Source organism: Robbsia andropogonis, assembly GCF_000970345.1.
Classification (GTDB): domain Bacteria; phylum Pseudomonadota; class Gammaproteobacteria; order Burkholderiales; family Burkholderiaceae; genus Robbsia; species Robbsia andropogonis.
Genome location: NZ_LAQU01000006.1, coordinates 45,488 through 69,697 on the forward strand (window position 1 = coordinate 45,488; position 24,210 = coordinate 69,697).

At 61.0% G+C, this 24,210-nt stretch carries 14 protein-coding genes; 10 read left to right on the top strand and 4 right to left on the bottom strand.

Annotated elements, in window-relative coordinates:
- Window positions 1-13: 13 nt before the first annotated feature.
- The 5 genes from glgB to treY all read left to right on the top strand — a co-directional run bounded on the left by glgB (window position 14) and on the right by treY (window position 12,984).
- On the top strand, window positions 14-2,275 hold the full coding sequence (gene glgB, locus WM40_RS07690; RefSeq protein WP_082102506.1) for a 1,4-alpha-glucan branching protein GlgB: 2,262 nt from the start codon (window positions 14-16) through the stop codon (window positions 2,273-2,275).
- A 201-nt stretch (window positions 2,276-2,476) separates the two neighbouring features.
- Complete coding sequence (gene glgX, locus WM40_RS07695; protein ID WP_024901351.1) at window positions 2,477-4,711, top strand: glycogen debranching protein GlgX; 2,235 nt, start codon at window positions 2,477-2,479, stop codon at window positions 4,709-4,711.
- Between the two features lie 30 nt (window positions 4,712-4,741).
- Complete coding sequence (gene treZ, locus WM40_RS07700) at window positions 4,742-6,931, top strand: malto-oligosyltrehalose trehalohydrolase (RefSeq protein ID WP_052738226.1); 2,190 nt, start codon at window positions 4,742-4,744, stop codon at window positions 6,929-6,931.
- Window positions 6,928-9,738: a 4-alpha-glucanotransferase gene (gene malQ, locus WM40_RS07705; protein WP_052738227.1), complete on the top strand. Its 2,811-nt coding sequence runs from the start codon at window positions 6,928-6,930 to the stop codon at window positions 9,736-9,738. The genes treZ and malQ overlap by 4 nt, the downstream gene beginning before the upstream one ends.
- Window positions 9,739-9,768: 30 nt before the next feature.
- Window positions 9,769-12,984, top strand: a complete 3,216-nt coding sequence (gene treY / locus WM40_RS07710) for a malto-oligosyltrehalose synthase (RefSeq protein WP_052738228.1) — start codon at window positions 9,769-9,771, stop codon at window positions 12,982-12,984.
- A 115-nt stretch (window positions 12,985-13,099) separates the two neighbouring features.
- Here treY and WM40_RS07715 read toward each other — a convergent pair whose 3' ends face one another.
- Window positions 13,100-13,993 carry a sensor histidine kinase gene (locus WM40_RS07715; protein ID WP_052738229.1) on the bottom strand — a complete coding sequence of 298 codons (894 nt, stop codon included), beginning with the start codon at window positions 13,991-13,993 and terminating at the stop codon, window positions 13,100-13,102.
- Window positions 13,994-14,241: 248 nt separating this feature from the next.
- Here WM40_RS07715 and WM40_RS07720 point away from each other — a divergent pair, with 248 nt between their 5' ends.
- Both WM40_RS07720 and nagA read left to right on the top strand, forming a co-directional pair.
- Complete coding sequence (locus WM40_RS07720) at window positions 14,242-14,589, top strand: FKBP-type peptidyl-prolyl cis-trans isomerase (RefSeq protein WP_024901356.1); 348 nt, start codon at window positions 14,242-14,244, stop codon at window positions 14,587-14,589.
- A gap of 53 nt (window positions 14,590-14,642) precedes the next feature.
- The gene (gene nagA, locus WM40_RS07725; RefSeq protein WP_046152658.1) at window positions 14,643-15,791 is read left to right on the top strand and encodes an N-acetylglucosamine-6-phosphate deacetylase; all 1,149 of its coding nucleotides are present in this window, start codon (window positions 14,643-14,645) and stop codon (window positions 15,789-15,791) included.
- Window positions 15,792-15,825: 34 nt separating this feature from the next.
- On the opposite strand, the gene WM40_RS07730 is transcribed toward nagA, so the two are convergent.
- A complete protein-coding gene (locus WM40_RS07730; RefSeq protein WP_046152607.1) occupies window positions 15,826-17,979 on the bottom strand; it encodes a hypothetical protein in 2,154 nt (717 codons plus the stop codon).
- A gap of 622 nt (window positions 17,980-18,601) precedes the next feature.
- Between WM40_RS07730 and WM40_RS07735 the strand changes: the two genes are divergently transcribed.
- The 3 genes from WM40_RS07735 (at window position 18,602) to WM40_RS30625 (ending at window position 22,357) form a co-directional block, all read left to right on the top strand.
- Entirely contained in the window at window positions 18,602-19,945 is a 1,344-nt protein-coding gene (locus tag WM40_RS07735; RefSeq protein WP_046152608.1) for a preATP grasp domain-containing protein, read from the top strand.
- Window positions 19,946-20,459: 514 nt separating this feature from the next.
- The gene (locus WM40_RS07740; protein WP_046152609.1) at window positions 20,460-21,803 is read left to right on the top strand and encodes a preATP grasp domain-containing protein; all 1,344 of its coding nucleotides are present in this window, start codon (window positions 20,460-20,462) and stop codon (window positions 21,801-21,803) included.
- Between the two features lie 119 nt (window positions 21,804-21,922).
- Window positions 21,923-22,357: a hypothetical protein gene (locus WM40_RS30625; RefSeq protein WP_162199051.1), complete on the top strand. Its 435-nt coding sequence runs from the start codon at window positions 21,923-21,925 to the stop codon at window positions 22,355-22,357.
- Between the two features lie 3 nt (window positions 22,358-22,360).
- On the opposite strand, the gene WM40_RS07750 is transcribed toward WM40_RS30625, so the two are convergent.
- On the bottom strand, window positions 22,361-23,557 hold the full coding sequence (locus WM40_RS07750; RefSeq protein WP_046152611.1) for an ABC transporter ATP-binding protein: 1,197 nt from the start codon (window positions 23,555-23,557) through the stop codon (window positions 22,361-22,363).
- Window positions 23,554-24,207, bottom strand: coding sequence for an ABC transporter permease (locus WM40_RS07755; RefSeq protein WP_024901360.1), 654 nt, complete (start codon window positions 24,205-24,207; stop codon window positions 23,554-23,556). The genes WM40_RS07750 and WM40_RS07755 overlap by 4 nt, the downstream gene beginning before the upstream one ends.
- Window positions 24,208-24,210 lie beyond the last annotated feature (3 nt).

Genomic DNA, 24,210 nt, shown 5'->3' on the forward strand with positions numbered 1-24,210 from the left:
TACGGAGCCACTCATGACTGAACCGACCCTGCCCCTCGAAAGCCATGCCGCGCAAGCGGCGCGCGAGGGCAACGGGCAGTTGCGCGCCGGACTCGGCGACCACGATGTCGATGCGTTGCTGCAAGGCCGCCATTGGGACCCGTTTGCCGTACTCGGCCCGCATGGCGTGCCCGAACGCACTGATACATTTGTCCGCACGCTGTTGCCAGGCGCCCGCGGCGTAACCCTGACGGATGCGTCCGGCAAGACGCTGGCACCCATGCAAGGTGTACCAGGCGCCGACGGCCTGTTCGTTGGCATGCTGCCAAAGAAACCAGGACCCGCGGAGTATCGATTACGGATCGACTGGGGCAGTGCCACGCAGGACTGTGCCGATGTCTACGCCTTCGGCCCCGTGCTACACGACAGCGATCTCGATCGACTGGCATGGGGTGATCCGTCGGCGGTAAACACCTGCCTTGGCTCACGCATCACGACCGTCGATGGCGTCATCGGCGTGTTGTTTGCCGTCTGGGCGCCGAATGCCCGACGTGTCTCGGTGGTGGGCGACTTCAATAGTTGGGACGGCCGACGTCATCCAATGCGCGTACGGCACCATGGTGGCGTATGGGAGCTGTTCATCCCGGGCCTGAGCGGTGGGACGCGATACAAATACGAGCTGATCGGCCCTGACGGACAAACGCTGCCCCTGAAGGCCGATCCAGTGGCACGACAAACAGAACGCCCGCCAGCCACCGCATCGATCGTTGCCGACGATAGCGCGATCCGTTGGACCGACGAGGCGTGGATGGCGCAGCGTGGCGCGCGGCAAACGGCGGCGTCGCCCATCGCGATCTACGAAGTACACGCCGAATCGTGGATGCGCGTGCCGGAGGAAGGCAACCGCGCGATGAACTGGGAGGAACTGGGTGACCGCCTGATTCCCTATGCAAAGTCCCTCGGCTTCACGCATCTCGAATTCCTGCCATTGGCCGAACATCCGTTCGGGGGCTCGTGGGGCTATCAGCCGTTGAGTCCGTTCGCCCCTTCGGCGCGCTTTGGTACGCCAACGCAATTCGCCGCTTTCGTCGATCGCGCGCACCGCGAAGGCCTGGGCGTGATCGTCGACTGGGTGCCCGCGCACTTTCCGAATGATGCACACGGCATGATTCATTTCGACGGCACACCGCTCTATGAACATGCCGACCCACGCGAGGGCTATCACCCTGACTGGAACACGTGGATCTTCAATCTGGGCCGCAACGAAGTATCCGGCTTCATGCTGGCCTCGGCGTTGGCGTGGTTGCAGCGCTTCCACATCGACGCGCTGCGCGTGGATGCGGTAGCGTCCATGCTGTATCGGGACTACAGCCGCCGCCAAGGCGAGTGGGTGCCGAATCAATGGGGCGGCCGGGAGAACGAGGAATCGATCGCCTTTCTGCGCCGTTTGAACAACGAGGTTCACCATCACGCGCCCGGCGCGATCACGATCGCCGAGGAATCCACGGCCTGGCCTGGTGTCACGGCGCCGGTAGACCAAGGGGGGCTGGGCTTCGACTTCAAATGGAACATGGGGTGGATGCACGACACGCTGGCCTATATGCAGCGTGACCCGATCTATCGTCCGCATCACCATCACGAGATGACGTTCGGCATGGTCTACGCCTACTCCGAGCGTTTCGTGCTGCCGCTGTCACACGATGAAGTCGTGCATGGCAAGGGCTCGCTGCTCGGCCGGATGCCGGGCGATACCTGGCAACGCTTTGCCAATCTGCGCGCCTACTTTGCGTTCATGTATCTGCACCCCGGTAAGAAACTGATGTTCATGGGGGGCGAACTTGGGCAGTACGCCGAGTGGAATCATGACGCCTCGCCCCATTGGCACCTGCTGGATGATGCATTGCATGCCGGCGTGCAAAGGGTCGTCGGTGACTTGAATCGCTTGTACACGCATGAACCCGCGCTTTATGCGAGTGACAGCGATCCGGCCGGGTTCCAATGGCTGGTCGGCGACGACGCGCTCAACAGCGTCTACGTGTTCGCGCGGCGCCATGGGGAACGCACGGTCCTGGCAGCCGTAAACCTGACACCTGTTCCGCGTGAACAGTATCGGATCGGTGTGCCACATGAAGGCTGGTGGCGCGAAATGCTCAATACGGACGCGGAGATCTACGGCGGCAGCAATGTCGGCAACAGTGGCGGCGTTCAGGCACAGGCGATTCCCTCGCACGGCCATGGATGGTCGATTGCATTGACGTTGCCACCCTTGGCCACCATCGTGCTGGCCGCGTTCTGACAAGCGCCTGATGCCGCACATGCTTCGGCGCCCGGATCACGGCCGCGAGTGCATGACGTAGTGTGATGGATACGGTTCAATGTGTGGTACGCCGGGCGTCACGCCCGTCCCAGGCACGGCCGATTACCCCGGACGGCAGTGCCTGAATCAAATGTTGTAAGCACTCCCTTTGATCAGCCACCTTTTCCGACAGGACTGCGCATGATCGCCGACCGGCTTTTACCCGGCGTACCCTATCCCCTGGGTGCGACCTGGGATGGATTGGGCACCAACTTCGCGGTATTTTCCGCGAATGCCGTCGCCATCGACCTGTGTATTTTCGATCCCTCCGGACGCCGTGAAATCGCGCGCATGCGGCTCCCGGAATGCACCGACGAAGTGTGGCATGGCTATCTTCCGGATGCGCAACCAGGCATGCTGTACGGATTGCGCGCCCATGGCCCCTGGCAACCGCAGCACGGCCACCGATTCAATCCACACAAGCTGTTGCTCGACCCTTATGCGAAGCAACTCGCCGGACCATTGCGCTGGTCGGACGCGCTGTTCGGATACCGCTTGTCGTCGCGGCGCGCGGACCTGGCCTTCGATCGCCGCGACAGCGCGGCGGCCATGCCCAAATGCGTGGTGACCACCGAGTCATTCGACTGGGCCAATGACCGTCGCCCCCATCGTCCGTGGTCTGATACGGTGATCTACGAAGCCCATGTACGCGGCATCTCGATGACCCGAGAGGACGTGCTGCCGCCGCAACGTGGCACCTTCGCGGCACTCGCGTCGCCCGCCTTCATCGATCATCTGGTGAAACTCGGTGTCACCACCCTCGAATTGATGCCGGTGCATGCCTTCTCTCAGGATCGCTTCCTGGTGGAGCGCGGCCTGCGCAACTACTGGGGCTACAGCACGCTCTCGTTCTTCGCGCCGGAACCGGGCTATCTGTCGCGCGGGTCCGCCGCCGGTGCGCGCGCGGCGCTCTCGTCGATGTCCTCGCCGCTGCGCGAACTCGACGAGATCCGCGTTGCCGTACGCAAGTTGCACGACGCCGGGATTGAAGTCCTTCTCGACGTCGTGTTCAACCATACCTGCGAAGGCAATGCCTTGGGCCCCACGCTGTCCTGGCGCGGGCTGGACAACGCCAGCTACTATCGATTGATCCCCGGAGACGAGCGGCACTACATCGACGAAACCGGCTGCGGGAACACGGTCAACCTGTCGCATCCACGCGTGCTGCAGATGGTGATGGATTCGCTGCGATACTGGGCCGAGGCCTTTCGCATCGATGGCTATCGCTTCGATCTGGGTGTCACCCTCGGACGCGAAGGCCATGGCTTCGATCCCGGCTCCGGCTTCTTCGATGCCGTGCGCCAGGATCCGGTGCTCTCCCGACTGAAATTGATTTCCGAACCGTGGGATGTCGGCCCGGACGGTTATCAACTTGGCGCCCACCCACCCGGTTTCGCGGAGTGGAACGATAAATTCCGCGACGGCGCGCGACGCTTGTGGCGTGGCGACGATGGGCAGCGCCCGGAAATCGCCGCCCGCATCACCGGCTCGGCGGACCTTTTCAATCGACGCCACCGGCGACCGTGGGCCTCGATCAACTATGTGGCGTCGCACGACGGCTTCCCCGCCGCCGACGTCGTGCGATACGCGGAAAAACACAACGAGGCCAACGGCGAGGAAAATCGCGACGGACATAGCGACAATTGCAGCGCCAACTGGGGCGTGGAAGGACCCACCGACGACCCCGGCATCGTCGCGCAGCGGCTGCGGGTACTGCGCGCGTTACTGGCAATGCCGTTTATCTCGCTCGGCACACCAATGCTGGCGGCCGGCGATGAATTCGGTCGCACCCAGCACGGCAACAACAATGCGTATTGCCAGGACAATGCCCTCTCATGGCTCGACTGGCAGGACGCGGCGCTTCCGCACGCCCAGGCGCTATGCCGCTACGTTGCACAACTGACCGCGCTACGCCGGTCGCAGCCCTTGCTGCGCGATACGCGCTTCCTCGATGGCACGCATCCGATTCCCGGAACGGACTGGCATGACGTCGACTGGTTTGACGAAAACGGCACGCCGATGTCGATCGACGCCTGGAATGACCCTGCGGGCAAGCGACTTTTGTGTCGCCGCGCCGGTATCGATATGCAGGGTCATCTGATGGGGCTGCTGCTGATCATCAACAGCGCCGCCGACGCCTGCACGTTTGCCTTGCCGGGGCAGGAGGTGTGGCACGCGGTGCTGGAGACGGGCGTCGACCCGGCATGGCACACCCAAGGCGCCACGCCGCCGGATGCGGCCATGGCCGCCGGGGAACCACCGTCTTCGATGCCGTTCGACACACCGATATGTCAAAGCTACCGGTGTCCTGGCCAATCGTTATCGGTCCTCGCCTTGGCTGCGCGACAATCGGCGGATGGCCCGGTTCTTGCGTAAGCGTCCTGTCATCGATACAGGACGACCGCCATGACCGCACGCAGCATCGACGCCAGCGCTTCGCGAGACGCGACGACCACCCCCACCACCCGTCACGCCGCGAGTGCGTCGACGCAGTCGCCGGCGAGCGGCATCCACGGCGCCACGGCGTCGCCGGTGCCCGGTGCAACCACGCGGTTCAGCGTGCAACCCGGCCTGCAGCCCGGTGCACGTTTTTCGCGCACGCTACCGTTCGGAGCCCAGGTCACCGGGTCCGACCATACGCGTTTCCGGCTATGGGCACCCACGGCGGAGCGGGTGGAACTCGTGATCGCGCCCTCTGCCTCCGAGGCCCAATCGACCGGCGCCACAATCATGCCGATGCGGACGGCGGAAGGCGGATGGTTCGAGCTCGAAGCCGAGTGCGGTGCCGGCACGCGCTACCTGTACCGCGTGCATCCGGAAGACCCTAATGGCAGCGTACTGGATGTGCCCGACCCCGCCTCCCGGTTTCAACCCGACGACGTACACGAACCCAGCGAGGTGATCGCGCCGACCGCCTATGCGTGGCAGCATCCGGAATGGCGCGGCCTGCCGTGGGAGGAAACCGTGCTGTACGAATTGCACGTGGGCAGCTTCGGCGGCTATCGTGGCGTTATCGAGAAGCTGCCGGAGATCAAGGCGCTGGGCGTCACGGCCATCGAATTGATGCCGCTGAACGATTTCCCGGGTGCGCGAAACTGGGGCTACGACGGCGTGTTGCCATTTGCCCCGGATGCCACCTATGGACGTCCGGAAGAGCTGAAGGCATTGATCGATGCAGCGCACGGGCTGGGCTTGATGGTGTTCCTCGATGTCGTCTACAACCATTTCGGCCCCGACGGCAATTACCTGCACGCGTACGCGGAATCGTTCTTCAAGGCCGGCACGCATACGCCATGGGGCCCGGCGATCGATTTCGATCGCGCGGAAGTGCGCGAGTTCTTCTTCGAAAACGCGTTGTACTGGTTGCTGGAATACCGCTTCGATGGCTTGCGTCTCGACGCGGTTCACGCGATTGATAACGACGGTTGGCTCCGCGAGTTGTCGGAGCGCGTGCACTCCACTGTCTCGCAAGGGCGTCACGTGCATCTGGTGCTGGAAAACGAACGCAATACGTCGAGCCTTCTGGTCCATCACTTTCAGGCGCAGTGGAGCGATGACGCGCACAATACGCTGCACGTCTTGCTGACTGGCGAAAAGGAAAGTTATTACGAGGCGTTTGCCACGGACCCGCTGCAGAAGCTCGCCCGGGTACTCGGCGAGGGATTCGTCTATCAAGGCGAGCCCTCGCCGATTCACGACGGCGCGCCTCGGGGTGAACCGAGCGGGTCGCTGCCGCCGTCGGCATTCGTCTTTTTCCTGCAAAACCACGACCAGACCGGCAATCGCGCCTTTGGCGAACGGCTACGCGCACTGACCGACGATGACAGTCTGCGTGCCGCCACGGCGTTGATGCTGCTCTCGCCGCAAATCCCGATGCTGTTCATGGGCGAGGAAACCGGTTCACGGCAACCGTTCTGTTTCTTCACCGGCTACACCGGCGATCTTGCCGACGCGGTGCGTGAAGGCCGACGCAAGGAATTCGCCAAATTCGACGCTTTTAACGATCCCGAAAAACGCAAGCGGATTCCCGATCCAAATGATGTCGGGACTTTCACGTTGTCCAAGCCGTTTGGACCGCATATCGATCAGGATGCCGATGACATCGCGGCATGGCGCGGCTTCTATCACGATGCGCTGGCCGCGCGACGTCAATACGTGATCCCCGGTCTGCAAGGAGGGGCGCACGCATTGGGCGCGCAAGTGATAGACGGTGCGATCGTGGCGTGCTGGCGCCTGACCAACGGCAATCGCCTGACCTTGGGCCTCAATCTGAGCGCGCGGGACGCCAGCGTGCCAGCGTGCCCCGCGCGCGATGCCAGAGGGCAGCCGATAGCCGCGTCCTGCTTTGACGGCGCATTACGGAATGCAAGCGTCGATGCAAGGGACAGCGACGTCGCGGCCGTGATTGGCGGTACGCCGCCGTGCGTCGACACGCCGATCTTCGAGACGTTACCGGGTGCCGCCGAAGCGTTCGGCGAGGGCCGACTACTGGCGCGCAGCTTTGTCGCCATGGTGTGCGAACCCGACGGCGCGCTGTTGCCTTCAGGACGCATTGGTACGAAGGCGCCACCCGCCACGCCTGGAGCCACTACATGATGTCGGCCTCCAAGCAGGCCCCGTCCCCGTCGGACGATGCCCTCGCCGAACGCCGCGCCGCATTGGCGACACGCGCCGGTTTCCTCGTGGACTGGCAGGATGCGACCGATCAGCCACAGCGCGTGCCGGCGGATGTCCTCGCCGTGCTGCTGGCGCGTATCGGATTGCCGTCCGACACCGTGGCGCAATGCGAGGAAAGCCTTGCGCTACTCGATGCCGAGTCCCTCGGCCGCCGGGCTCCGCCACTGCTCACTGGAACGGTTGGCGAAAAACTGGTGCTACCCGAGGGCTGGCTACGCCCTGGCATGACCTACAGCATTGCATTGGATGGCACCATTCCGCCCGGTGCCTGGGATCGTGCGTCCGGGCGACAGCCCGACCCGGCGGCGCCGAACCCGGATACCCGCCTGTCGACGCATGCTCCGGCGCCCTCCGGCGCCGCCGAGATTGTCGGCACCACGGTGGGCGACGACGTGTCGATACCGGCGCAGACGCATCTACGCACGCTGCGCGGACGCATTGCACGTTGCGCGTCCCCAGGCGACGCGATGCCCGCCGACGCGCCTGCGAATGCCTACGTCGCGATCGAGCCGATCGACTACCCGGGATATCACACGCTGCAATTATTCGATGACGCGCAGACCCGGGTCGCCTTGGCCATCGCGCCCACGCGCTGCTTCGGCGTGGCCGACGCGCTGGCCACGCAATGGCCCCTCGACGCGCCCCTCCTCACGGCGCGACCGGCCGATGAGACAGAGACCGCAGGCGATGCTATCGCGGAGGACGGGGGGGCTGGCGGCGTGCATGTCTGGGGAGTGTGCGCGCAGGTCTATGGCTTGCGACCTGCCTCGCGTTCCACCGTTTCCGGCACATCGCACGACACTGGCGCACCGGATATGGGGCTCGGTGATTTTTCCACCTTGGCAGATCTTGCGCGAACCGCCGCAACATCGGGTGCCGGGGCGCTTGCCATCAGTCCGCTTCACGCGATGTGTAATGCCGACCCCGGAAAGTACAGCCCCTACTCGCCGTCCAGCCGCCTGTTCCTGAACGCCTGGCATATCGATCCCGCCGCCGTCGTCGGCGCTGCTGCATGTGAGGATGCGATAAAGGCACTGCAACTCGGCCCAACCCTCGACGCCCTGGGCCGTGCGCCGCTGATCGATTGGCCGACGGCGGTGCGTGCGCGCCTTGCTATTTTGCGTCACCTGTTCGATACGTACTTCGCCGAGGATGCCAACGCGGCGCGGCCATCGTCCGGCTCTGATGTCGTGGGAGATACCGTGCGGCGTGCGCCCGCCGACGTGACAGCCGATACGCTGGCGGCAGCTGCGGAGCGCCGTGCCGCGCGCGCCGAATTCAATGCGTTCCGCCAAGCCGGCGGTATCGCGCTCGAACGTCACGCCCGCTTTGAAGCGTTGCATGCCGCGTCAATCGCCAACGCGGATGCTGATGACGCGGCGCATGGCCATGACTGGCGACAATGGCCCGATGCATTACGTGACCCGGACAGCGCCGAGATTGCCGCATTTGCGGAAACACATCGCCAAGACATCGACTTCCAACTGTTTCTCCAATGGCAAGCCGCGGCGGGGTTGGCACGCGCGCAAGCCGCGGCACGCGCCGCCGGCATGCCGATCGGCTTGATCGCGGATCTGGCCGTCGGCTGTGACAGCGCTGGAAGCCAGACGTGGTCGGACCCTGATGCCATGCTCAACGGCTTGAGCGTTGGGGCCCCACCCGACGTGTTCAACCGCGACGGGCAACGCTGGGGATTGACGACCTTTTCGCCACGCGCGCTGACGGCGCAGGGGTTCGCCCCGTTCATCGACATGGTGCGCGCGGCATTGCGCCATGCGGGTGGCCTGCGCGTCGACCATATCCTGGGACTGCGCCGGTTGTGGCTGGTCCCGGACGGCGAGTCCGCGGCACGCGGCGCCTACCTGTGTTACCCACAGGAGGACCTGCTGCGTCTTCTGGCGCTCGAATCATGGCGGCATCGCGCCATTATCATTGGCGAAGACCTCGGCACGGTCCCACCCGGACTGCGTGAAACGCTGGCCGAGGCCGGTTTGCTCGGCATGCGTGTGCTCTGGTTCGAGCGCGAAGAGAATACCGCATGCGCCGATGGCGTCGCACCGGAAGAAATGACCGCCCCTTTCACCCCACCCTCTCGGTGGTCGCGCGATGCGGTCGCCATGACATCGACGCACGACCTGCCGACGCTTGCCGGATGGTGGCGGGGTGATGATATCGGCTGGCGCGTGCTCATCGAAGCAGCGGAAGCCCGCGCCATCCGCACGAAAGACGGACATGACGCCAGTGCTCACCCCGGTGCTGACGGTGATCAGGAGACGGGGGCCTCCCACGACGAGGCGCGTTCGCTGACGGCCATCCTAGACGACGCGAAAGCGCGCAAGCCTGAGGACATGGCTGCCCGCCATCGCGACCGGGCGGCGCTGTGGGCCGCACTTCACGAGGCGGGTGTGCTTGACGCGGACGACCAGGCGCCTGCCACGCCCGCCCGCGCGGACGAGCTCGTACCGGACACACCGCCGGTACGAGCCATGCTGCGATTCGTCGCCGCGGCAGGGGCGCCGCTCACCTTGTTTCCGCTCGAAGACGTACTAGGACAGTCCGAGCAGCCCAACTTGCCGGGCCCATCCACCGTTCATCCCAACTGGCGCCGACGCATGCCCCGCGCGATCGACGAGACATCGTTCGCAATGGCACCGGGGACACGCGCGGACGCGGCAGCAGGCTCGACGCACATCTCGGCCCCCATGACGTCCCCGTCGTCATCCTGAGCGCAATCAACCAACAAGACATCCGCCTACATGACTCGCCCACTCGCCACGTTACGACTACAGTTTCACAAGGACTTCACGTTCGCCGACGCGCTGCGGCACGTCGACTATTTTGCAGCGCTCGGCATCAGCCACCTTTACGCTTCCCCCATCACGACGGCGCAACCCGGTTCGACACACGGCTATGACACGGTCGACTACACGCGGGTCAATCCCGAGCTGGGCGGCGAAGACGGCTTGCGTGCATTGGTGGCCGCATTGCGCGAACGCAATATGGGTTTGATCGCCGATATCGTGCCGAACCACATGGGCGTGGGCGGTAGCGCCAACGCCTGGTGGCGTGACATCCTGGAATGGGGTCGCCACGCGGCGCACGCACGCTTCTTCGACGTCGACTGGCACTCGCCGGACCCGGCGTTACGAGGCAAGGTCCTTGCGCCGTTCCTCGGCGAGTCGTATGGCGACGCGCTTGACAGCGGCAAGGTGTCGGTCGTTCTCCAAGCCGACGAAGGCCGCTTCTACATTGCATATTACGACCATCGGTTTCCCGTCTGCCCTGTCGACTACCCGATGGTGCTGTCGCAAACGACATCGACTTCGCTGCAGGCCGTGACGGCACGCTTCGCCGGCCTGACGTCACAGCTGGAGGACCACATCCGCGCTGCAGCGGCACAACAAGGGCTGGCTTCTTATGCCATGACATCGGAAGGACGGCAAAGCATCGACGCCGCGTTGCAGGCGTTCCATGTCCCCGCGGAAGCAGAATCGGATGATACGTCGTCCGCGGTGGACGGCGGGGCAGGTAGCGCAGCCGTCGCGAAACGCGTCGCGGCCCGGGATGCGCTGCATCGTTTGCTGGAGCGGCAGCACTACCGTCTCGCCAGTTGGCGCACCGCGTCCGACGAGGTCAACTGGCGGCGTTTTTTTGACATCAGTTCCCTCGCCGGCATGCGCATGGAGCGCGGCGATGTGTTCGATGCCGCGCATGCGATGATCCTGCGCCTTTATGCGGAAGGGTTGATCGATGGGGTACGTATCGACCATGTCGACGGCATGGCGGAACCGCGCGAGTATTGTCATCGATTGCGAACCCGCCTCGAGGCAGCCCGTGCCGAACGGCCCGCCGCGTTGCGCGACGCCCCACCCTATCTGGTCGTGGAAAAGATTCTGGCGCGCGGCGAGCCCATGCGCGTCGATTGGCGCATCGACGGCACGACCGGTTATGACTTCATGAACGATGTCGGCGCGTTGCTGCATGATCCTGCTGGTGCGGCCCCACTGGCGACAGTGTGGGCATCCCTATCCGGCCGGCCGGCGAATTTTGCCGAGGAAGCACTGCCGGCACGGCGAAAGATTCTCGCGGAAAACCTGGCCGCCGAACTCGATCGCGCGGCCCGCGCGCTACACCGCATTGCCCGGGACACGCCGCAAACGCGCGATTGGCCGTTGACATCGATCCGTCGCGTTTTAACGGAATTGGTCGTGCATTACGGGGTGTACCGAATCTATCCGGTGGAAGGACAGCGTAGTGCAGTCGACGAGCCGTATTTCGTCGCCGCGCGAGAGGCCGCGCGTGCATCACTACGTCGTGGCGACCATCTGCTGCTCGACCAGATCGATCAATGGCTGGGAGGACCGGCGCCGTCTCGGTCGATCAGCGATGACACGGCAGCAGCGCCGCGCGCATCAGCGGCGGCGCGTGCAACGCGCGCGGACCGTAACGAGGAGGCGCGCGCGGCGCAACGACGACTCGCGTTGACGCTGTTCTCCCAACTAACGTCCCCGGTGGCGGCCAAATCCGTGGAAGATACCGGGTGTTATCGATACGGTCGCTTGCTGTCCCGTAACGAAGTGGGCGCCGACCCGGACGACTTCTCGATGTCGGTAGAGGCTTTCCATGCATCGAACAGCGAGCGCCAGCAGCGTTTCCCGAATGCCATGCTGACCACCGCCACGCACGATCATAAGCGAGGGGAAGATGTCAGGGCGCGATTGGCCGTGCTATCTGAAATGCCTGAATCATGGGCGCGTACGTGCCGTCGCTGGTCCATGCTGAACGCGCCGCATGCGAGCGGCGCGGTGACCGGAAAGGGGTCGGACACGCGGACGACGCCTGCTCCCGGACCGGGACCGGAGGCCATGCTGTATCAGACATTGGTGGGCTGCTGGCCATCCAGCCTTGACGCCGATAACGCGGACGCGGTGGCGGAATTAGCCGAACGCGTTGCGCGATGGCAGGAAAAGGCGTTGCGCGAAGCCAAACTGGAAACGGACTGGTTTGCCCCGAACAGCGCCTACGAAGCGGCAAGCCGCGCGTTTCTGATGGAGATCCTCGCACCGCATAGACGTGAAGGATTCTTGGCGCAATTGCATGGCTTCGTCGAGCGTATCGCGCCAGCAGGGGTCATCAACAGCTTGCAACAGACCGTGTTACGGCTGACATCACCCGGCGTGCCAGATTTGTATCAAGGCACCGAATCGTGGGACTGGTCACTCGTCGATCCCGACAATCGCCGTCCGGTAGACTATCCGGAACACGCCGCGGCACTGGCTGGCATGCATGCGCAAGCGGGGGACGGCGTCGAGGAAGGAAGTCGTGCGACGCTGTGCGATACGTTATTGGCGCAATGGCGCGATGGCCGTGTCAAGCAGTGGATCATCCATCGCCTGCTCGCCTTGCGCCAGCAGTCTCCCGGACTATTCACGCGCGGCGACTACATGCCACTGCGGGTGGAAGGCCCGCATGCCCGCTCTATCATCGCCTTCGCTCGGCATATGCCAACGTCGAACCACACCAATGGTGCAGAGATACGCGCGCAATGGTCGATTACGGTGGCCACACGCCTGGCGACCGGTTTGCTCGGCATCGAAACCTCGGGCGACGACGATGTATTGACGGTATCCGACGCCGCACGACTACCACGCGTGGCGCCATCGGTTTGGGAAGACACACGAATCGTACTTCCTGCCGCGTTATCGAACGTGGTGCTGCAGGATATCTTTACTCAAGTGCGCGTGATCGTTCCATCCGCCGAGGAAGACATCAATGCGACGCGCGGCATCGCGGAAACTGAAACCGCGCTGATTGGTGCGGACAGCACATCGGCAGCGACTGAACATGCCGTCGAAACAACCGGCAATCTGGCAGCCGGATCGGCCGGAAATGAACGGGGGAGTTCAATCTCGCTGCCAGTGGCGGCACTGCTGGCGCACCTTCCGGTGGCCGTTTTGGCGGATATAGTATAGGAGAAGAACCCCACACGTTCGGCTCTTGGCTGACGTAGGGGGTGAGGTCATTGACACTGACCGGCGCCCGATCTCTGACGACACATTATCCAGATAAAACGGTCTTGCGCTCGCCTCAATACTGGGGCGGACGCGCTACTGCTGGTTGCCGAAGCGCAAGACGGCGACGGCTGTCGGCCAGCGTTTCGTCGATCAGCTCACCGCCATGCGCCACGGCAACCCGCTGTGCCAAAGCCAACGGCAACTTGCCATTATCAAGTTGCCTCGGCGCATTCAGGAATGCGGTGTAAGCGGCAAGTGACTTCGTGCCTCCGTCGCGGTCCGCGGATACCGACGATGGCGTGCCAGTCGCGCCTGCGCCAGCATCATCCTCTGGCCGCGGCGTGAACACCACCGCTACCTCGATCCGATCGCCATCCACCGTCCCACTGGCTTCCACGACCGTTCCGATCACCCGTTGCGCCAACGCATACATGACGACGGTCCACCATGCCTGGGCAAAACGCGGCGCATCGAGCGTGGCGGTCACGCCTTCCAGCGCGAAGCCGCGGCGAATTCCGGCCGCGCTCTCGATCGGCAGCGTGCGCTCGATCGAATCCAGCTCTCCGGCGACGCACGGCAACAGCGGCACGGCCGTCAAGGACAACGTCAAATGGCGGGTTTCCTTGCGTGTCTGGTCGATCACCTCCTCGATCAGCTTGACTTGCTGTTCGACGCCGGTGCGGATCCCGGCGATCGCCCGTGCAATGCCCGGATCGTCCACCGCAAGCTTACGCTCCAGTACATGCGCCCAGCTATGGATCGCATTCAATGGGCCGCGCAGGTCATGGGATACCAACGACAGCACGCGATCACGGCTGAACACCAGTGCCTCGGCGCAGACCCGCGCGGCATGTTCACGGGCAAGGACCGCATCGGCGCCTCCGGTGGCGAGTGCATCCGCTCCGACACCGGAGACGGTGGTGGCACTGGAAAAAGGGGCATCATTGCCCCGAGGCGGTGTCGACAAGGTAACGCTCCACTACAAGGGACAACTTCGATTCGAACACGGGCGCAACGCGCAAGGAGGGACACCCCATGGAGGGGTTCGATTCATTATATGCGCGCGCGCCGGAATCGGTTGCCGGCCAAATCGGCGGCATCGGCATCGGGTAGAATGACGGACGATACGGTTAGCGACCAGGCACCGGCACCGGTGCCCTCCGCACGCCACCAACGCACTGTCGGATCAGCAAAGTCTTACAAGGAGAAACCCGCATGTCAAACAATAAGACCACGACCGAATCCGGTCTGCAATACGAAGACCTGATCGTCGGCGAAGGCGCCGAGGCCAAGGCTGGCCAGAACGTCAGCGTCCACTATACCGGCTGGCTGACCGATGGTCAGAAGTTCGATTCGAGCAAAGACCGCAATGCGCCGTTTCAATTCTCGCTGGGCGCCGGCATGGTCATCCCCGGCTGGGACGAAGGCGTGCGCGGCATGAAGGTAGGCGGTACGCGCAAGCTGACGATCCCAGCGGCACTGGGCTACGGCGCACGTGGCGCGGGCGGCGTGATTCCGCCGAATGCGACGCTGGTCTTTGAAGTGGAACTGCTCGCCGTCTGACACGACCGGCGACAACATCGCGCCACACGGCGCCCGACCCGATGTCCGTCACCATGCTGCAAGGCCGTATCCTCACCCCCGCCGGCTGGATCGACGGGGTGCTGCACTGGGCGCCTGCCGCCGCGCCGGCAGGGCCCGGCACACTCGTCGCCGTCGAGGGCATACCGGTCTCCGACGCCGAGGTCGCCGCGTCGCTCGCGCGCGGCGATCCGCATCGGTGGATACTGCCCGGTTTTATCGATCTGCACGTGCATGGCGGAGGGGGTGCCGATGCGATGCAAGGTGCGGACGCGGTGCGGACCATTGCACGCACCCACGCCATGCATGGCACGACCAGTTTTCTGATCACGACGATGACGGCGCCGCGTGCGGTGCTCGAGCGCGTCTTACCGGAACTGGCCGAATGCTGCCTTCCAGGGGCAGTGGATGGCGCCACGCCCTTGGGACTGCATCTGGAGGGCCCCTATCTGAATCGCGGCAAGCTCGGTGCTCAGCCGGACGCCACGACGATGGCCAGACGCGATGAAGTACTGCACTACCTCGGTCTTGCGCCCATCCGCGTATTGACACTGGCGCCAGAAATCCACGACCGCCTCGACATCATCGCCGAACTGGCGAGCCGGGGCGTGCGTGTGCAACTCGGTCACAGTCTCGCCACCTATGAGCAGGCCTGCGACGCATTGCATCACGGTGCGGCGGGTTTCACGCACCTGTTCAACGCGATGACGCCACTACAGCATCGCGCACCCGGCGTGGTGGGTGCCGCGCTGGCACATGCGGATTTCGCGGAACTGATCCCCGACTTGCTGCATGTGCATCCGGGCGCCATGCGGACGGCGTTCCGCGCGATTCCCCGCCTCTACTGCGTCACCGACGGAACGGCCGCCTGCGGCATGCCCGATGGGGACTACCGGTTGGGCAGTCAACCGGTCAACAAGTGCCTCGGCGCGGTACGGCTGGCAGACGGCACGCTCGCCGGCAGCGCCCTGACGATGGACCAGGCGCTGCGCAACCTCGTCGAGATTGGTTTATCCCTTGCCGATGCCTCGCGTCGTCTGTCTCAATATCCCGCGGACTATCTGGCGGAGACGCAACGTGGCCGAATCGAAGTAGGCGCACTTGCCGACATCGTCGTGCTCGACCATACCCTTCACTTGTTGGATGGCTATGTCGGAGGCGAGCGCATCGACGTCCTGCGCTGACCCGACAAGTCAGGCACGCGCTTCGCCGCTCGCCTTACATCCGTTCAAGCGCCACGACGCCAGTCGTTCCAGCAAGAAAAATAGCCGCGTGATTTCTCAGGAAAGCCGACCCACGGGTATCTCGAATAAGCTGATCCCGCGCTTCGTCGGGGTACTGCATGGCAACGCGCAGGGCGCGATGCCAGATTTTATGCTCCACTAGCCGCACCGCATCCACATCGTCCTGAAAGCCCGACTCGCGTAGTGCATCATCGAGTGGGCAATCGTTCGTCAAAACGCGCGTGCCAATCGCTTCGAGTATAGCCATGCGCAACTGGTCACGCTGCATGCCGTCTAGGTCAAACCGTTCGCAAAAAACATCGAGACGGGTCTTCGTATCTATTGCAGCGTCTGGCAATGTGAACCAGATCCGCGACGCATGCACAATGATATTGGACGCGAATTCAGCGCTGGGATAGCGCGCCGTGGCGACGGGCGAGCGGAGAAATTGCTCCATCCATTCCGCTTTCTGTGCACTACAGGTAGGGGGTAACACCCGGACGTATAAACTTTCCAGAATCTCGTACCAGTATCTTGGCGATAAATTAGCGAACCCGGCGTGCGCGGTATCCATCAACTCCGCGGGATAGGTCGCCCACCGTGATCGCTCTCTGAATCCCGTGCGTGCATTCTGCGCCTGACACAACACGTTGATGGGCGCAGCATAAGCACGTGCGGCCAAATCGAATTCACGCTCCGCCAGACAGCATGGCAAGACACGATCACGCCACGCGATAAAGTATTGAAACAACGCCTGGATGTTGAACCCCGTACACTTCAGTGGAGATGCCATCTGCGTAATCACAAAAAGCCGCTTGGAAAGCTGTTGCATCAACACTGGCGCCACACGCCAAGACATGAGCGCGGACTTATCCAGCACGCACCGCCACGCCTCCATGTCATGCGCCTGCGCCACCGCCCAATAAAGATCCGCAAAATCCGCGGCGAGCACCGCATCCCCTGCGAAGATATCGTCATTGTTCGTCTCGACATGCCACAGGCGGTCCCTGATGCGCCGCGCAAGATCCGCGCTGCATTGCGGCAGCGTGTCGAGCCTATCGTAGATATCGCGGCCTCTTACCATCTTGAGTGGAATTTGGCGCAGGCAATGCTGCTCCACCACATCCCGGAAATCATCATCTTCCGTGCGCCAGCGGTCGCATGCGTGACTTACCGACATATGCGTCGTTGCAGCGAGAACCGCGATTCTTTCGGCAATAACCGGATCCAGTTCACGCCGTTGACAATCAAGTGCTATCCCGAATTTGTCGCGAAGAACGTCGCTGACGCTTACCGTCAGATCGTCTTTCATAAGCCACGACCATGCATACAGGCGCAGCAAGGGTAAAGACACCTTCGTTCCGTCCAGTGACGGTTGCGTTTCGCATGCTGCCACCCAAAGCGTGTTCGCCGCTGAATCCACCATCCGATACAATGCACAATACGATCTTATCGGATGGAAGTGATAAGGCGATATCGACTCCAGGATCCTCGTCATGCCCTTTGACGAAAGAACGTGCGCAGCTATGTAGCCCGAGGCGATAAACAACTCCGGCGCAAGGCCGTCACACTGGGTGTAACGAAGACCCGGTGGCTGCGCAAACCACTGCAGTGCATCGATTTCGCTGACGACGTCGGAGGCGAACCCGTCGGACGGAATGGCTTTTAACGTCTGTAGACGCTGCATCCAAGCGCCGGTAAGGTGCCCATGATCATGCAATTCAACGTGCGCGACCTTGCTTGCAAAGGACAGAAGCAGCGTTGCTTCCCATTCCGGCGGCATGGCTGCATCCGCAGCATTGCGCTGCAAGACGGTCCATATGTCCCGGCCGGTCATGGCCCGACCCATTTCCGTGATCCTCTCTCCCACCGGACCGTATGTCAGCGCGGTAGCATTCCAGGCCTTGCAGACCCTTAGCACACAAGCAAATGCCCGAAACGGTAGCGCTGTGAGAACAAGCCACTGGATGTCCAATGGCAGCTTAGATAACATTAGCGACTTCGTCTGAGCACCTGGGCGCCCACTATCCGCGCCGTGCAGATCATCTGCCGTCGATGCCGCAGTCAACGGCGTGACATCGGCACACGCCGCAGCGGAATCAGTCGCAGTTCCATCGTATCGTCCAACGCCATTATCGCGATCGATCATCGCTCTCCACCTAACTCTGCCACTCTCAGGGTGATGTCAAGCCGACACGGCCGACGATAACCCGGTTACTAGAACACGCTGGAAAACTGTGCCAAAGGCATGATGCCGAGAAGGTGGACATCAGGCATGCCGGTGTATCGCTTATCGATGCGCCGATTCGCATTGTCGAATGAATTAAGATTTAAAACGAAAGTCGCAGGCGCGCCGGAACATCCATCGGTATGCCGCCGCCGCGATATCTGCTGGGCTCACAATCGCGCGGCACTGCGGCCGCGCGAACATCCGGAAGTTAGATATTCGGCAATGGAATCTTCGATTTACGAAACAGTTGCAGCATCACGCCGCTATCGACTTACAGGTGTGTCTTATCGAACACGGCAGCGCGCACGTCATGACGACGGACATACCCGATCTCTGGTAACACCCATCAGCCTTGGACACGTTCGCGCGGACAAGGCGACAATATAGGATTATCGTCTTATAAGTACAGCGCCTATTTCATAAGTTTCGCTAATGCATTGACTCATTCGTCAATGTAGCGCTCACCTTTCTTCGGATCGCTAAGATAGTCCAATCGCCGGTAAAGAAGGCCCTCTGCAACTTTTGACGACAAGGACAGGCAATGGATTCGCGAATCGGAACGGACTCGGTAAGGGACTGGAAGAACGATCTTGTATCAAATTCGAATGCCACATTCGTTTGGATATCGGACTCGTCACAGGCAGTTTTTACCTCGGCAGATCCAGACGCCACCATCACGCTGCATCGAGAAAGCAGCTTTCTGTGGATCGCCGATATACAAGACGTCGTCGTTCTAAACGAAGCACCGAGTAGCGCTTTTATTTCGTATGTTAAAAAGATTCGCGGCTTTTCCCCCAACATCCTTGCTTTTGAGAACCCAAACGTTGGAAAAAGCTTTACGGCATATCTCGCCGGAAATCAGCAGATGTGCGATCAGCTTGCACGTCTACGAACCCCCGACACCTATTTTTATCCTGATAAAGTAACGGCCGATATCGAAATTATTTCGCAGGCGACATCGATTCCGATCGCAGGATTGAAATACCATCGCGTGTACAACGAGTTAAACGACAAGGGCATCGGTCGGCGCTTATGCATGATGTCCGACATAAAGGTGCCGCTGGGTGTCGAATGTTCAACTGTCGGCAGTCTGCGAGAGGCGCTACGCGTCTCAGAGGCCGCGCCCCTGCGTTTTCCGTTACTCGCGAAAGAAGGAGCCGAGGAATCCGGAGGCGGCCATACTCTGATGACATCTCAAGCGGAGGCCGATCAGTTTCTGCGCCGCTTTGAGAACAAACCTAACGAAGACGCCATCTCGTACGCCGTCGAGACCTTTCTAGACGTCCCGCCCGAGCAGAACTTTAGCTTCCGTGTCTTTGTCGGCCAATCTGGAAAGGTTACCTTGACTGATCTCCATCGATCCTGGGTAACGCCCCCGAATTTTCAAGCTTATAAAGCAGAAAGGCCACATGCGTTCGATATGAACACGGTGAGCGATATAACGTGCGCCGCGCAAAAAATCGGGACCGCTTTATTCGAGCATGGTTTCAGCGGTTCAGCCGGAATTGACGGCGTGCTAAGTCGCGACGGGACCACTTATCCCGCGCTCGACATCAATCCGCGTCTAACAGGGGATGTATGGATGATGGACCTTGTGCGGCTATTTAATCGCCCTTTCTACAGCATGGAAATGCACCTTGTGCGTGGTGTACCGTTGGACGTAGAGTTTCATCACGTCGAATCGTTGCTTCAACGCCTAGCCGAACCCACGCGTGACGTCGGCAGTGTCGTTATTTTGGCGCTAAAAAGAAAGACATCGCTGCGAGCACACGCGGAGGGCAGGCAAACGCTCCTTATCAAGAGTTTAACCTTGGGCACGAGTCTGGAAAACATGAGGTCGCTTGCTGGTGCCGTCGGCGAGACAGTACAACGTCTCGCTTCATAGTTTGTCTCGTTAGCAGGAACTGCACGGCGACCAAGGACCCCGTGCAGCTTGAATAAGCACCAAAAATCGAATTAAACGTGCGCAACCATGCGTCGGACTGATTCCCTTTCCATCAATCGCCGACTGCTTCAAACATGGCAAGAGCTTCGAACATCGGCTTACACTGGGGCATCGGCACAACAGCGCTTCTGTGCAACGCCTGCGCATTTTCATCATCCTTGATATTAGGTGCCTATAACATCGGCAACGCGGTAGACAAGCCACAACGCCGTTCGCGAGTCCCAAAGAAGCGATTTATTTGTCGATCTCGTAACACCCTTCAGCCTTTGGCGCGTTCGCACGGACAAGGTGACAATATAGGATTATCGTCTTATAAGTACAGCGCCTATTTCATAAGTTTCGCTAATGCATTGACTCATTCGTCAATGTAGCGCTCACCTTTCTTCGGATCGCTAAGATAGTCCAATCGCCTGTAAAGAAGGCCCTCTGCAACTTTTGACGACAAGGACAGGCAATGGATTCGCGAATCGGAACGGACTCGGTAAGGGACTGGAAAAACGATCTTGTATCAAATTCGAATGCCACATTCGTTTGGATATCGGACTCGTCACAGGCAGTTTTTACCTCGGCAGATCCAGACGCCACCATCACGCTGCATCGAGAAAGCAGCTTTCTGTGGATCGCCGATATACAAGACGTCGTCGTTTTAAACGAAGCACCGAGTAGCGCTTTTATTTCGTATGTTAAAAAGATTCGCGGCTTTTCCCCAGGCATTATCGCTTTCGAGAACCCAAACGTCGGAAAAAGCTTTACGGCACATCTCGCCGGAAATCAGCAGATGTGCGATCAGCTTGCACGTCTACGAACCCCCGACACTTATTTTTATCCCGATAGAGTAACGGCCGATATCGAAATTATTTCGCAGGCGACATCGATTCCGATCGCAGGATTGAAGTACCATCGCGTGTACAACGAGTTAAACGACAAGGGGATCGGTCGGCGCTTATGCATGATGTCCGACATAAAGGTGCCGCTGGGTGTCGAATGTTCTACCATCGGCAGTCTGCGAGAGGCGCTACGCGTCTCAGAAGCGGCGCCCCTGCGTTTTCCCCTACTTGCGAAAGAAGGAGCAGAAGATTCTGGAGGCGGCCATACTCTGATGACATCTCAAGCGGAGGCCGATCAGTTTCTGCGCCGCTTTGAGAACAAACCTAACGAAGACGCCATCTCGTACGCCGTCGAGACCTTTCTAGACGTCCCGCCCGAGCAGAACTTTAGCTTCCGTGTCTTTGTCGGCCAATCTGGAAAGGTTACCTTGACTGATCTGCATCGATCCTGGGTGACGCCCCCGAATTTTCAAGCTTATAAAGCAGAAAGGCCACATGCGTTCGATATGAACACGGTGAGCGATATAACGTGCGCCGCGCAAAAAATCGGGACCGCTTTATTCGAGCATGGTTTCAGCGGTTCAGCCGGAATTGACGGCGTGCTAAGTCGCGACGGGACCACTTATCCCGCGCTCGACATCAATCCGCGTCTGACGGGCGATGTATTGATGATGGACCTTGTGCGGCTATTCAATCGCCCCTTCTACAGCATGGAAGTGCACCTTGTGCGTCGTGTACCGTTGAACGTCGATTTTCACCATGTCGAATCGTTGCTTCAACGCCTTGCCGAACCCACGCGTGACGTCAGCAGAGTCGTTATTTTGGCGCTAGCAAGAAAGACATCGCTGCGAGCACACGCGGAGGGCAGGCAAACGCTCCTTATCAAGAGTTTGACCTTTGGCACGAGTCTGGAAAACATGAGGTCACTTGCTGGCGCTGTGGGCGAGACGGTACGACAGCTTGCTTCGTAGTTTGTCCCTTCATTATGAACTGCATGGTGCCTAAACGCTCCACACAGCTTGAACGCACCCTAAAAATCGAATACAAAACTGTAAGGTACACATGCTCACCGGAACGCCCGGATCCAAATTTGTCCGTCGCGCCCGTCGCATACTGTTTTGAGGAAGCAACCGCAACCAGCGTCCCTGCTGAAACGTGTGCAGGTCGTAAGCACCTGCAATATTACTTCTACGAAAAACCGCAACTTCCCAAATTAGGCCATCCAACGATGGTGTCCGGCGGGGCATGTCGGATCGCCGATGACTTTAAGTATAGCGATGTGAAAGAAAGTTTTATGATCCGAAACCGCTCCGGCCGGTACGCCGGCTATGCAGACCGTCAACTGCAACATTTACATCATGTCGTCCAGGCTTTCAGCACGCGTATGGATGAGTTGCCATTCCTCGCCGAACCCTTCGTCGGTCATGCGAACAAGCTTCACCCACCGGTGTTCCCATCGTACGTGCAGAGCCCCCCGTCCCGCGACCCCGCGTCCGTTGATACCTCGGAAACACCCTCTTCCTGATGGCTAAACTGACGCCGCCGCAGCAGCAATATCCGCCGGGCTCACGATCGAGTTCGTGCTACGGCCGCGAGACCGTCCAGAACTGAGATACTCCGCGATCGAATCCTGCGTGACTTCACCGTGGTACACCCCATCGCCGTCGATCACCGGAAGCCAGGACGCGTTGAACTCGTACATCCGTGACAGCAGAATGCGCAAATGCTCATCAGGTGCTGCGGTCGTCGTGAACGGCTGTAGCAAGGCACCGATATCGCTCGTCGCACGCGTCGGGTCCGCGGTCGCGGCGCGAACGTCGCGGCGGCGCACATAGCCCATACCTTGTTGCTGTCCATCGGTCACCGTCAGATAGCGCGCATCCGCCTCGTCCATCATCGACAACGCCTGTGCCACGGTCGTACCCGGCGTGGCCGTGAGCGGCTGCGTGGCGGCATCCCCCGCCTTCACTAGTAGCAGGCGCTTCAATGTACTGTCTTGCCCGGTGAACTGGCTGACGAAATCATCGGCAGGATGGGCCAGCAAAGTATCCGGATGATCCAACTGCACGAGCTTGCCGGCACGGAACACCGCGACCTTGTCACCCAGCTTGATCGCTTCGTCGATGTCATGGCTCACCATGAGCACGGTTTTCTTCAATTGCCGTTGCATCTGGAAAAACTCGTTTTGGATGGTTTCCCGATTGATCGGGTCCACCGCGCCAAACGGTTCATCCATCAACAACACCGGCGGGTCCGCCGCCAGCGCCCGGATCACGCCGATACGCTGCTGCTGACCACCAGACAACTCACGCGGGTAACGGGTCAGGTAGCGATTCGGATCGAGTGCCACCATCGCCATCAATTCGCGCGCCCGCTCACGACACCGCTTGCGGTCCCAGCCCAATAGACGTGGCACGACTGTAATGTTTTCCTCGATCGTCATGTTCGGAAACAGACCGATCTGCTGGATAACGTAGCCGATATGGCGGCGCAGCGTCACTTCATCCACGCCGGAGGTATCTTCGCCATTGACCAGCACCCGACCGGAAGTCGGCGTGATGAGACGGTTGATCATCTTCAGCGTCGTCGTCTTGCCGCACCCCGATGGGCCGAGGAACACACAGATTTCCCCTTCCTCGATCTTCATGCTGACGGCATCCACTGCCTTGACGTCAGTGCCGTCTTTTTGTCGGAACGTTTTTGAAAGCTTGTCGAGTTCGATCATGATCGTTGCATCCCCTTGGGCGTCAGCGCCCGTTGCAGCCGCGCCAAAAGCAGATCCGCGATAATGGCGAGTATGCTCACCAACACCGCGCCCACGGCGACTTTCATCATATTGCTTTGGCTGATCGCGTTCAGGATCAGCACCCCCAACCCGCCCGCCCCGATCACCGCGGCAATGGTCATGATGCCGATATTCATCACGACGGCGGTCCGGACGCCGCTCAAGATGCCGGGTACCGCCAGCGGCAGGTCCACATACCGCAAACGCTGCCAGAAGGTCATGCCGATGCCGGTACCCGCTTCACGGATGCCGGCATCCACGGTGATCAATGCCAGATAGGTATTACGCATGATCGGCAGCAGCGAATACAGGAAAACCGCCACCACCGCCGGCAGCGTGCCAATACCCTGGCCGATCAACGAGAACACCGGGATCATCAGCCCGAAAAGCGCGATCGATGGCAACGTCAAGAAGACGGTACCTACCGCCAGCATCGACGACGCCAGCCAGCGATGCCGGCTCATGAGCACGCCCACCGGAACGCCCACGACAATGGCGGCGCCTACCGCCAGTCCCACCAGTTCGATATGCTGCAGTGACAAGCGCAGCAACTCGGGCCAATTTGCCTGTAAAAATTGAAATACCGTCATTGG